Source organism: Caballeronia humi (assembly GCF_001544475.1).
GTDB lineage: Bacteria > Pseudomonadota > Gammaproteobacteria > Burkholderiales > Burkholderiaceae > Caballeronia > Caballeronia humi.
Map to the genome: position 1 here is coordinate 1 of NZ_FCNW02000093.1, position 12,100 is coordinate 12,100.

11 protein-coding genes are annotated in these 12,100 nt (G+C 64.2%); 4 read left to right on the top strand and 7 right to left on the bottom strand.

What is annotated here, in order from left to right:
- On the bottom strand, positions 1–319 hold a 319-nt coding region (locus AWB65_RS33005), incomplete at its 3' end, for an aldehyde dehydrogenase family protein (RefSeq protein WP_125474280.1).
- Positions 320–350: 31 nt separating this feature from the next.
- Entirely contained in the window at positions 351–1,679 is a 1,329-nt protein-coding gene (aptA, locus tag AWB65_RS33010) for an omega-aminotransferase AptA (RefSeq protein ID WP_087671020.1), read from the bottom strand.
- A gap of 149 nt (positions 1,680–1,828) precedes the next feature.
- On the opposite strand from aptA, the gene AWB65_RS33015 reads away from it, so the two are divergent.
- The gene (locus AWB65_RS33015; RefSeq protein ID WP_087671021.1) at positions 1,829–3,238 is read left to right on the top strand and encodes an aminotransferase-like domain-containing protein; all 1,410 of its coding nucleotides are present in this window, start codon (positions 1,829–1,831) and stop codon (positions 3,236–3,238) included.
- 96 nt (positions 3,239–3,334) lie between these two features.
- Here AWB65_RS33015 and AWB65_RS33020 read toward each other — a convergent pair whose 3' ends face one another.
- The 4 genes from AWB65_RS33020 to clcA all read right to left on the bottom strand — a co-directional run bounded on the left by AWB65_RS33020 (position 3,335) and on the right by clcA (position 6,216).
- Positions 3,335–3,496 carry a DUF1328 family protein gene (locus AWB65_RS33020; RefSeq protein WP_031363615.1) on the bottom strand — a complete coding sequence of 54 codons (162 nt, stop codon included), beginning with the start codon at positions 3,494–3,496 and terminating at the stop codon, positions 3,335–3,337.
- A 233-nt stretch (positions 3,497–3,729) separates the two neighbouring features.
- Positions 3,730–3,897 (bottom strand): hypothetical protein, encoded by a 168-nt coding sequence (locus AWB65_RS36530; RefSeq protein WP_159907941.1) that lies wholly within the window; start codon positions 3,895–3,897, stop codon positions 3,730–3,732.
- Between the two features lie 277 nt (positions 3,898–4,174).
- Positions 4,175–4,789, bottom strand: a complete 615-nt coding sequence (locus AWB65_RS33025; RefSeq protein WP_087671022.1) for a LysE family translocator — start codon at positions 4,787–4,789, stop codon at positions 4,175–4,177.
- Positions 4,790–4,893: 104 nt separating this feature from the next.
- Positions 4,894–6,216, bottom strand: coding sequence for a H(+)/Cl(-) exchange transporter ClcA (gene clcA, locus AWB65_RS33030; protein ID WP_087671023.1), 1,323 nt, complete (start codon positions 6,214–6,216; stop codon positions 4,894–4,896).
- 136 nt (positions 6,217–6,352) lie between these two features.
- Here clcA and AWB65_RS33035 point away from each other — a divergent pair, with 136 nt between their 5' ends.
- The 3 genes from AWB65_RS33035 to AWB65_RS33045 all read left to right on the top strand — a co-directional run bounded on the left by AWB65_RS33035 (position 6,353) and on the right by AWB65_RS33045 (position 10,046).
- On the top strand, positions 6,353–8,647 hold the full coding sequence (locus tag AWB65_RS33035) for a VTT domain-containing protein (protein ID WP_087671024.1): 2,295 nt from the start codon (positions 6,353–6,355) through the stop codon (positions 8,645–8,647).
- Between the two features lie 5 nt (positions 8,648–8,652).
- Positions 8,653–9,390 (top strand): endonuclease/exonuclease/phosphatase family protein, encoded by a 738-nt coding sequence (locus AWB65_RS33040; RefSeq protein ID WP_235008012.1) that lies wholly within the window; start codon positions 8,653–8,655, stop codon positions 9,388–9,390.
- Between the two features lie 176 nt (positions 9,391–9,566).
- Complete coding sequence (locus AWB65_RS33045; protein ID WP_087671026.1) at positions 9,567–10,046, top strand: HU family DNA-binding protein; 480 nt, start codon at positions 9,567–9,569, stop codon at positions 10,044–10,046.
- Between the two features lie 57 nt (positions 10,047–10,103).
- Here AWB65_RS33045 and AWB65_RS33050 read toward each other — a convergent pair whose 3' ends face one another.
- Positions 10,104–11,930 carry a RecQ family ATP-dependent DNA helicase gene (locus AWB65_RS33050; RefSeq protein WP_327359508.1) on the bottom strand — a complete coding sequence of 609 codons (1,827 nt, stop codon included), beginning with the start codon at positions 11,928–11,930 and terminating at the stop codon, positions 10,104–10,106.
- Positions 11,931–12,100: the final 170 nt, after the last annotated feature.

Genomic DNA, 12,100 nt, shown 5'->3' on the forward strand with positions numbered 1-12,100 from the left:
CGGTGAAAACCTTGCCGTGCTCACGCGTGATGATCTCAGCCAGCTCGTCATGATGCTCATCGAGCAATTGCTTGAACTTGAACATGACGCGAGCGCGCTTGATCGGCGCGGTTTCGCTCCATGCCGGGAATGCAGCTTTAGCCGCCGCAACCGCCGCATCGACCTCGGAAACGCTGGCTAAAGGAACCCGCGACGCAACCGCGCCCGTCGCCGGATTGAACACATCGCCGAAGCGATCGCTCGTGCCTTCGACCTTCTGCCCGCCGATGAAATGCGAAATCGCTCCGATACGCGTCTCGCTTTGATGTGACTCACCCATGTCTGTTCCTTATCTATCCGATGCCGATGATTTACTTGACGCTTTCGAGCACTTTGCGAACCGTGCCGAAGAGGTGATCGATCTGATCGTCCTCGATGATGAGCGGTGGCGAGAACGCCAGGATGTCGCCTGTATAGCGCACCAGCACGCCCGCCTCGAAGCACTTCACGAACACTTCATAAGCACGCGCGCCCGGCGCGCCTTCACGCGATTCCAGTTCGACACCCGCGACCAACCCGAGATTGCGCACGTCCTTCACGAACGGCGCGCCGCGCAGCGCATGCACCGCCGATTCGAATTTCTCCGCTTTCGATGCCGCACGGTCAAACAGGTTATCGCGTGCGTAGAGATCGAGCGTTGCAATGGCCGCGGCCATTGCGACCGGGTGCGCCGAGTACGTATAGCCGTGGAAGAGTTCGATCGCGTTGGCTGCGCCCGCGCCGATCACCGTGTCGTGCACGTTGCGATGCGCGGCAACCGCACCCATCGGGATCGCCGCGTTGTTGATGGCCTTGGCCATCGTGATCATGTCGGGCGTGACGCCGAAGTATTCGCTTGCCGTCGCCTTGCCGAGACGTCCGAAGGCGGTGATGACCTCGTCGAAAATCAGCAGGATGCCGTGCTTCGTGCAGATTTCGCGCAGCTTCTGAAGATAGCCCTTCGGCGGCACGAGCACGCCGGTCGAACCCGCGAGCGGCTCGACGATCACGGCCGCAATCGTCGATGCATCGTGCAGCGCGACGATGCGCTCCAGTTCATCGGCGAGATGCGCGCCCCACGCGGGCTGGCCCTTCGTGAACGCGTTGTGTTCGAGGTCGTGCGTATGCGGCAGGTGATCGACCGAAGGCAGCAACGCGCCCGAAAACGTCTTGCGATTCGGCGCGATGCCGCCGACCGAAATCCCGCCGAAGCCCACGCCGTGATAACCGCGCTCACGGCCGATCAGACGCGTGCGCTGGCCTTCGCCGCGCGCGCGGTGATAGGCGAGGGCGATCTTCAACGCCGTATCGACGGATTCCGAACCCGAGTTCGTGAAGAAGATGCGGTCGAGCCCTTCCGGCATCAGGTTCGCCACCTTCGTCGCGGCTTCGAACGCGAGCGGGTGGCCCATCTGGAAGGTCGGAGCGAAGTCGAGCGTGGCGAGCGCCTTTTGCGTCGCTTCGACGATTTCGTCGCGGCAATGGCCGGCGTTCACGCACCAGAGGCCGGCGGTGCCGTCGAGAATTTCGCGGCCGTCGGTCGAGCGGTAGTACATGCCCTTCGCGCTTTCCAGAAGACGCGGCGCGGCTTTGAACTGGCGATTGGCGGTGAAGGGCATCCAGAACGACGACAGATCATCGATGACAGGGCGCGAATTCATGGCGGAGGTCTCCTCAGAAAGAACGCTCACTCTAGTCCTCGACGATTTTGCGCGGCATAGACAGTTGCCCCACTGCGCTGCTAACTGTATTGACAAAATGCTGTCAACTGTACTGGCACTCCGCCGGCGGCAACGCTATTCTCGATTCCATGATCGAACTTACTCTTGAACGCGACCGCGCGCAGGCGCCGACGCTCGTCGAGCAGATTGTGCGGGCGTTTTCCCAGGCCATCGAAGAGCAGACGCTGCGCGCCGGCGCATTGCTGCCATCGGTGCGGCGCTTCGCGCAGGCGCAGCAGTTGAGCACGTTCACCGTCACCGAGGCTTACGGGCGGCTCGTGTCGATGGGGCTCGTCGTCGCGCGGCGTGGCTCGGGGTATCGCGTGGCGGCGCGCGGGCAAACGGAGCGCGCGCGGGCGGTCGAGTGGCAGCCGCCCAGCCTCACCGCGACGTGGTTGCTCTCCGATGTCTTCGCCGATCATTCGGTGCCGATCAAGGCTGGCTGCGGCTGGCTGCCGAACGAATGGATCAACGAAAGCGGGCTACATCACGCGCTGCGCGCCGTGAGCCGCGTGCCGGCCGCGCGCATGGCGGATTACGGGCATCCATACGGTTTCGCGCCGTTGCGCGAGCGGATCGCCGAGCAACTGGACCGCCACGGGCTGCCGGTCGATGCCGCGTCGAACGTGTTGCTGACCGCCGGCGCGACACAGGCGCTCGACCTGATCGTGCGCACGCTTTTGCGCGCGGGCGATGCAGTGGTCGTCGAGGACCCGGGCTACTGCAATCTGCTGCAGATCCTGACGCTCGCCGGGCTCACTGTGCTGGGCGTGCCGCGCACGGCGGCCGGCATCGATACCGAGATTTTCGAGCGGCTCGTGCTAGAGCATCGGCCGAAAGCGGTCTTTCTGAACACTACGTTGCAGAATCCCACGGGCGCGACCTTCGGCATGGCGTCGGCGTTCCGGCTCCTGCAGATCGCCGAGCGGCACGGCCTCTGGGTGGTCGAGGACGATGTGAACCGTGAGCTTGCGCCGCCCGGTGCGCCGTTGCTCGCGGCGATGGAGGGACTGAATCGCGTCGTGTACGTCGGCGGCTTCGCGAAGACGATCACGCCCGCGTTGCGCTGCGGTTATGTCGTCGCCGAGCGCGACGTGCTGCGCGAACTCGCGCGCACGAAGATGGCGGTCGGGCTGACGTCATCGGCGACAACGGAACGTATCGTCGAGAAAGTGTTGACGGAGGGGCGGTATGCGCGGCATGTCGAGTTCGTCGGGGAGAAGCTGAAGGAGGCACATGCGCTCGTCGAAGAGCGGATGGATTCGCTCGGGCTTGAGCTGTTTCATCGGCCGCGCGCGGGGTTGTTCGTGTGGGCGCGGCTCGCGATCGAGCCGCAGCAGGCGGGCGAAGTCGCGACGCGCGCGCTTGCGGACGGCATCTGGCTCGCGCCGGGGTCGTACTTCCGGCCAGGCGATGCGGCGAGCGAGTGGTTTCGCTTCAACGTGCCGTATTCGGCAGATGATGCGTTGTGGGGGTTTTTGGGGAAGTGGGCGGGATGAGAAATACCCACAAAAAAAAGCGCGAGCCCATCCTCCTCGCGCTTCTTCCCCTTGCACGGCGGAAGTCAGGAAAGCACCGCCGTTCCCCTCAAACCGTCATCGCCTGAATACGCCGAGCAACAGTGTTGCCAGGAAGATCACGATGAAGATGAAGAACAGGATCTTCGCAATTTCAGTTGCGCCAGACGCGATGCCACCAAAGCCGAAGAACGCGGCGATGATTGCGATGATGAAGAAAATGACAGCGTATCGAAGCATGAATCCCTCCACAGGATCGATTGTCGGTTGATTCGCGTGCTGGCATAAGCCATCGCCGCATCGGTTTATCAATTCCTGCCGCTCGCAGGCGGCGGCATCGCAGCAGGAGCAACTCACGTGCCCAGCCGCGAATCGCTCGGCAAAAGGCGACAAAAAAGCCGCAGGGCCTGTCGGCTCATGCGGCTCATCGCGTAGTTCACTGTCGCGCTGACATGCGCGTATGAAGTATCGGGCTAGCGCACTGACGTGCTACCGGAGTCGGATTCATCGTCGTCGTCTTCGTCGTCGACGTTGTTCAGCGCATCCGGCAGGTTGTTCTCTAGTTCATCGCGTTCGATCTGATCGGCGAGATCCAGGGACTTCCGTGTTGCGGGACCGGACGGGCGATTGGCTCCAGACATGGCGTACTCCTTGAACAGATTTCAAAGCCGCGCCAGGGCGGCGCGAATTAGACGGGAAGCAAGGTACGTACACGCCGGTTCGAAGGCCGCTTCCAGCGGCGAAGAGAGTGCGTGGGACAGCCAGAAGACCAGACGCAGTCCCAAACTTGCAAGCGGGACTGCAGATTTTGCGTGCCGGCGCGTACTGTCGAGTATGCACCGGTCCAGCGCACCGGCAAAGAGGGCATGCGCAAGTTCGTCGTATGGAATGACGATCGACAGTTTATTGTGCAGCGCGTCAGTCGAAAAACTTCTGCGCGATTGGATAAAGCGACAACACGAGCAGCAGCGCCATCGTCAGATTGAACGCGCGCAACCAGCGCGGACGGCTCAGAAAACGACGCAGCGACATGCCGAACGCTGCCCACATCGTGATGCACGGCAGGCCCACCACGATAAACACGAGCGCCATCAACGCGGCATTCAGCGACAGGCTCGCATGGAGATGGATGGTCGTCGCGGCGGTGAGCACCATCATCCAGGCCTTCGGATTGATCCACTGGAACGCGAGGGCTTCGTAAAAGCGCATCGGGCGGCGCTCGCCGTCGCGCACCTGTACCGACGCCGATGTCCCGATCTTCCACGCCAGATACAGCAAATAAGCGACGCTCACCGCCTCCAGTACGGTGTACAGCCACGCGAAGCGCGTGAACGCCTGCGCGAGCCCAAGACCCACCGCGAGCATCAGAATCGCGACGCCAACGCTGATACCGAGCAGATGCGGCACCGTGCGCCGAAGGCCGAAGTTGACGCCTGAAGCGAGCAGCATCGTGTTGTTGGGGCCGGGGGTAATCGTCGTCACCAGTGCGAAGAGCACGGCGGCGGGCAGGGCGCTCAACAGTTCGGCGGGCATGGCGATGGTCCTTTTAACGATGACTTGAGGGACCAAGTTTATCGATTTGAAGCGGTACAGTACCGGTACAAATCGATGGATGGTTTCCGGTACGCCTGCGCCGCCTAGCGGAGCGCCTGCCGCGCCTGTCGCCCGGCGCGTTTGCCTAGCGAATCGTAGATTGGCTCGCAGCCGAGCATCATCGGCACGACCATCGCCGTGAAGCACGCGACGAGCATCGGCAGGAGCAGCGTGAAGCCGCCCGTCATTTCCGTCACCAGGACGATGCCCGTCACCGGCGCGCGCACGACGGCGGTGAAGAATGCCGCCATCGCGACGACCGCGAATCCACCGGGCTGCGCGGCCAGGCCTGGAAGCCAGTCGGCGCAGGCGCGGCCGAACACGAGGCCCGCCTGCGCGCCCAGCACGAGCAACGGCGCGAACAGTCCGCCGGGCGTGAGCGCCGCGTACGACAACGGCCCAAGCACGAAGCGGACCGCGAACACGAGCACGACACCCGAGAGCGTGCCGGTGTCGGACAGCATGCGCTGCGTGATCGGGTCGCCGCCGCCGGCCATCTCAGGCGCGAACCACGCAAGCAGCCCGACCGCTGCGCCGATCGCCGCGGCCCGCGCTTCGACGGGAACTCGGCCGAGCCGGTCCGCTACGGCGAGTGCCCAGAGAATCGCGCGGCAATAAGCGACGCCGATCAAGCCCACGACGATCCCCAGCACGAGATGTGCGGGCAGCGCGCGAAAGCGGACGAATTCGTGAGCATCGAACTGGAAGTCGGGGATATCGCCGTGGATGAGGCGCGCGATCGCGATCGCTCCCGCCGATGCCCCAAGCGCCGCGACCGCCGTGCGCGTCTCGAAGCGCCGCACGAGTTCTTCGAGCACGAACACGGCGCCCGCGATCGGCGCGTTGAATGCCGTGGCCAGCCCGGCGCCGGCGCCAGCGGCTAGCAGTACGCGGCAATCGCCGGCGTTGCGTCGGCAGAACGTGCCGAAGAGATGCGCGATCGTCGCGCCCATCTGCACCGTCGGTCCTTCGCGGCCGAGCGCGAGCCCTGCACCGATCGCGAGCACGCCGCCGATGAATTTCACCGGAATCAACACGATCGATGCGGGCTTCTGGTCGCCGTTGAGCACCGATTCGACGTGTGGAATGCCGCTGCCGCTCGCCTCGGGTGCGAAGCGCCGCACGAGCCACGCGGCGAGTGCAGTCGCCACGGACGCCGCGAGCACAACAAGCACGAATCCGATCACATGCCACGTATGCGCCCACGCGATGAACCCATCGCGCAGGACGTCCGCACGTTCGAGCGAATAACGAAAGAACGAGCCGAGCGCGCCGGTGGCCGCGCCCACGATCAGCGAAATCACGGCTAGCGGTACAAGTCCGCTTCGTTGTTCGCTCGTGTGTTCCTCGGCATCGGTGCTGTTCATGGTGGCGCGTCCGGCAACGGATGGGTGCAGCCGATGATATCGGAGGACCGCGCGCTCAGGCATGGACCTTGCAAAACTCTTTCCAACTCGAACACAAGCCACTAAACATGACATCAGCGATACGCCGGAACACTGCATGAGCACGGACTCGTTTTTCGTCCCCGGAGAAAACTGCGCGAGCGTGCAGCACGCGGACCGCTTCAGCCTGCTCGTCGACGGCTCGGATTACTTTCGCGTGCTGCGCGAGGCGATCACGCGCGCCGAGCGCACGATCTTCATCCTCGGCTGGGACATCGACAGCCGCATGCGCTTGACACCTGAAGGCGCCGACGACGGTTTTCCCGAAGCGCTCGGCGATTTCCTGCACGAAGTGGCGGCGCAGCGGCGTCGTCTGCGGATCTACATCCTCGCGTGGGATTTCGCGATGCTGTACGCGTTCGAGCGCGAATGGCTCCCGGTCTACAAGATGGGCTGGCGCACGCATCGGCGCATTGCGTTCCAGATGGACGGCCGGCATCCGCTCGGCGGATCGCATCATCAGAAGCTCGTCGTGATCGACGACCGGCTCGCGTTCGTCGGCGGCCTCGATCTCACGCGTTCGCGCTGGGACACGCCCGAGCACGCGCCGAAAAACCCGCTGCGCCGCGACGCGAACGATGCGCCGTACGCGCCTTTCCACGACATCCATACGATGTTCGACGGCGACGCCGCCCGCGAAATCGGCCTGCTCGCGCGTGAACGCTGGCAGCGCGCGTGCGGCCGGCGTTTCGCGATCCGCGCGCATCGCGTGGAAAACGAGGGCGATCCGTGGCCGCCGTCGCGCGCAGCGGACCTGACCGACGTCGAACTCGCGATCTCGCTGACCGAGCCCGCCTACGCGGATCGTCCGGCCGTGCGGCAGATTCGCGCACAGTATCTCGATGCGATCGCGCGCGCGAAAGACAGCATCTATATCGAGAACCAGTATTTCACGTCGGGGTCGATTGGCGCTGCGCTCGGCGAATCGCTCGAAAAGCCCGACGGTCCCGACCTCGCGATCGTCGTGCCGCGCGATCAAAGCGGCTGGCTGCAGCAGGTGACGATGGGCGTGCTGCGCGCGCGCCTGCATCGTCTTTTGAGCATCGCCGATACGCACGACCGCTATCGCCTGCTGTCGCCGTGCGTGCCGGACCTCGGCGAACACTGCGTGAACGTGCACAGCAAGCTGATGATCGTCGACGACGACTTGCTGCTGGTCGGCTCGGCGAATCTCAACAATCGCTCGATGGTGCTCGATACCGAATGCAACCTCGCGATCGATGCAGCGGGCGATCCGCGCATCCAGTCGGCGATCGCCCGCATGCGCGACATGCTGCTCGCCGAGCATCTCGGCTGCGAAGTGGAGGACGTGGTCCGCGAACGAGTCACGCGGGGCGGCATGAACGCGGCGATTGCAGCGCTGCAACGCGATTCGAACGAGCATCGCACGCTGGAGCGGCTCGAACCGGCGCTTTCGCCCGATCTCGACCGGCTGATCCCGCCCGAAGCGCTGATCGATCCCGAGACGCCGGTTGCGCCCGATGAGCTGGTCGGGCAATTCGTGCCTGTCGACAAACCGCGTCCGCTGATCGGGCGCTTCGCGCTGCTCGGCGTACTCGCGTTGCTGATCGTCGGGCTCGCGGGACTTTGGCACTGGACGCCGCTCGCCGATTACGTGAACCTCAAGTCGCTCACGCGCGCGACGCGCCACGTCGAAGCGCTGCCGTTCGCGCCGCTCTGGATCGTGCTTGGCTTCACGAGCGCGGCGGTGGTGTCGGTGCCGGTGACGCTGCTGATCGCCGCGACGGGGCTCGTCTTCGGCGCGCTCTGGGGCAGCGTATATGCGCTTTCGGGCACGCTGTGCGCCGCGGCCGTCACGTATCTGCTCGGCAACTGGCTCGGCCGCGATATGGTCCGGCGCGTCGCCGGGACGCGCGTGAACAAGCTCTCGGAGCGCGTGGCGAAACGCGGCATCGTCGCAGTCGTCGTGCTGCGGTTGCTGCCGGTTGCGCCGTTCACGATCGTCAACCTGGTGGCCGGCGCCTCGCATATCCGCATGCGCGACTTCATGCTCGGCACGCTGCTCGGCATGGGGCCGGGCATCCTGCTGACCGTTGCGTTCGCGCATCAACTGGTTGCTTCGCTGCGTCATCCGACGGTCGGATCGTTTGCGGTTCTGATCGGCATCGGCGTGGTGCTCGTGGGTATTTCTCTGCTGCTGCAGCGTTTTCTGGGCCGCCCGAAAGCGAGCGAAGTCGAAGCGGAAGCGCAAGCCGCGAGCGATGAAGAAAAGGCCAAGGCAAGCGACGAAGCCGCGCGCGCCCACGACTTTCGCGAGACCAACACGCCGCCGCGCGACGAAGCGGCCAGCGTGGCGACGAACGGCAAGCGCACCGACGAGGTGAATTCATGACGTTCATGCGCGACATCGAAAGCAATGCGGCGCTCGAATCGCAGCCGCCGGTTCGCGAGCTGAAGATCGCCACTTACAACGTGCATGGCGCGGTGGGTATCGACGGGAAGTTTGCGCCGGAGCGTATCGGCGGCGTGCTCGCCGAAATCGACGCCGACATCTTCGCGCTGCAGGAAGTGCCGCTCGGCGGCAGCAGCGCGCCGAACGTGCTCGACATCTTGCAGCGGATGACGAGCCTTAACGCAGTCGAAGGACCGACGCTCGATACCCCCGCGCGCCGCTACGGCAACGCCGTGCTGACGCGCTTTCCGGTGCGCGGCGTGCGTACGCTGGACCTGTCGTTCAGGAGCCGCGAACCGCGCGGCGCGCTCGATGCCGACATCGATTGCGGCGGCGAAGTGTGGCGCGTAGTCGCGACGCATCTCGGGCTCGCATCGAGCGAAAGGCGCGCGCAGGTCGATCAGGTGCTGCGCAGTTTTGATACCCCCGGGATGCCCGTGATCCTCCTCGGCGATCTCAATGAGTGGTTCGTGCATGGCCGAACGCTGCGTCGACTGGTCACGCATTTCTATCGCGTGCCTGCGCCGCGGACCTTTCCGACGCGCTATCCGCTCTTCGCGCTCGACCGCATCTGGGTGCATCCGGGCGAACGTCTCATGCGTGTCGAAGTGCATCGCACGCCGCTCTCGCGCATCGCATCCGATCACTATCCGCTCATCGCGCACTTCACATCGACGGCTTGAAGCGATGCTTGAAAGTGTCTTCATCGCTTCGAGGCTACAGAAAACCCCTTAAAAAGCGGTGCAAAACGCAAAAAGACTCGCACGAACCCGTGCGGCGCTTGTAGAATCCGGCGGTGATACGCGTGCTTCGACGCGCACGTATTCTCATGACACTGACCACAACAGGTAGGAGAACCATGCCGACTTCCGCAAAAACCGCTGCTAAAAAAGCCGCGCCGAAGGCTGCAACGAAAGCCGCTCCCAAGGCCGCTGCCGCTCCGGCAAGAAAAGTAGCAGCAAAGAAGGTTGCCGCGAAGCCCGTCGCAGCCAAGAAGGCCACGACGAAGGCACCGGGCGCGTTGTCGCCGATCAAGGACACGTTCACGAAGGCATCGCTCGCGGTGCATCTCGCCGATCGTGCAACCGTCGACGTGAAGGCTGTGAAGGCCGTTCTGTCGGCGCTCGAAGACACGATCCTCGGCGCGGTCCACAAGAAGGGCGCGGGCGAATTCACGCTGTCGGGCCTGTTGAAGATCTCGGCGCAAACCGTGCCGGCGAAGAAGCGCCGCTTCGGCAAGGACCCGTTCTCGGGTGAAGAGCGCTGGTTCCCGGCCAAGCCGGCAAGCGTGCGCATCAAGGCGCGCCCGCTGAAGAAGCTGAAGGACGCAGCCGCTTAAATTTGCGCGCTGCGTGGGTCAGCTAGAAAGCCAGCTTCGGGTTCGAGGCTGGCTTTTTTATTGCGGCGGAGGCTTCAGATAGCGGCCGATGAACGTGCGGGTCTCGCCATCGGGAAAGGTCACCGCGACGCGTTCGCCGCTCACGAGTTCGACCGTGCCTTCGCCATAGCGCTTCACGCGCACGCGCTCACCCGCCTGCCAGGCGCGCGGTGCCTTCTTATTAGGCGCGGCTTCGTGCGCGATGCGTTCCTCACGCGCGCTTTCGATGATGGTCGGCGGGTGCAGGCAGTTGTCGCACGTGCCGCATGTGCCACCGTCGAGTTCGTCATGCGCGTCGGGCTGTGATGCGACGAGCGTCGTCGATTCCTGCAGCGGCTTCAGCGCGCGGGCGTCGTTCAGGTTCGCAGCGAAGTAGTCGAGCAAGAGGCGCCAGCGGCACTGCGCGTTCTGCGCGTACGAAAGCATGCGTTCGAGCACCGCGCGATCGCGCTCGGCCATCGCTGCGTAGCGCTCGGCCGCTTCGCCGATGCGCTCGCCTGCGGCGTCGTCGTCGCAGAGTTTCACCGCGCCGCGCCGCGTGCGCTTCAGAAAGCCGATGTCGTGCAACAGCCCGAGCGTGATGCGCAGCTTGTTCGCGCCGACCGCCGGCAGCGCGTCGCGCAGGCGCTCGACGGGCTTGTCGATCGTGTGTTTTTCTTCTTTGCGCGCGAGGGTGTGCAGCGTATCGGCAGTGCGCTTTATCGTGTCGACACCCGGATAGCGGCCGCTCATGAAGAACTGCTGCACCTGCTTGTCCTTCAGTTCGAAAAGCAGGATGCAGCGCGCGGGTTCGCCGTCGCGGCCCGCGCGGCCTGCTTCCTGATAGTAGGCTTCGAGGCTGCCGGGCATCTGGTCGTGGATCACGAAGCGGATGTCGGGCTTGTCGATGCCCATGCCGAACGCGTTGGTCGCGACCATCACGCGCACGCGGTTCTGCATGAACGCATCCTGCGCGTCCGAGCGCTGGCTCGCCGCGAGCTTGCCGTGATAACGCTCCGCCTCGACGTCCGCTTCAACGAGCGCCGCATGCACCGCATCGCATTCAGCGACGGTCGCGCAATAGACGATGCCTGCGCCTTTCAGTTCGTTCGACAGTTCCACGAGGCGTGCGCGTTTGGCGCGCGGGTTGGTCATCTGCTCGACGGCGAAGCGCAGGTTCTCGCGATACACGCCGGTATTGATCACGTTCGCGTGCTTCATGCCGAGTTCGTGAACGATGTCGGCGATGACGGCGGGCGTGGCCGTTGCGGTCAGGGCGAGCAAGGGCGGCCGCGCGAGTGCGCGGATCGAATGCGCGATCTCGACGAAGGCCGGGCGGAAATCGTGGCCCCATTGTGAGATGCAATGCGCTTCATCGACGACGACGAGCGGGATCTCGGGCATGCCGTCTTCGGTGAGCATCGCGACGAAATCCGCGTTCGCCAGACGTTCGGGCGTGACGAAGAGGATGCGTGCGTCGCCGGCGGCGATGTCGGCGAGGGCCTGGCGTTCGTCGGCGGCGGATAGCGCGCTGTTGAGGACGGCGGCAGCTACGCCGGCTTCGGTGAGCTTGTCGGACTGGTCCTTCATCAGCGAGATGAGCGGCGAGACGACGATCGTCATGCCGGGGAGTTGCAGCGCGGGTAACTGGTAGCAGAGGGATTTGCCTGCGCCGGTGGGCATCACGGCCAGCGTGTCGTGACCGTCCAGGACGCTTTGGATTACCTGTTCCTGGCCGGGGCGTAACGCTTTTAGGCCAAAGGTCTTTTTTAGCGATGACTTGAGGTCTTTGCTGATCGACTCGTTTTGCGCAGGTGTCGCCAAGATGGTCTCCGGTCGTGATCGGAGACGTATCAGCAAACGCAATGCCGAAGGAGGTCGCTGGCGCTTGGGGGTGGGGTTTTACACCGTTTGATGCGCCTGGGCTTCTGTGGAACTTGCTTTCTTTTCGGTCTATTAGCTCTGCCCCTGTCCGGGGCGGGACTCACTTTCTTTGCTGCTGCAAAGAAAGTAAGCAAAGAAAGCAGCTTTCAACC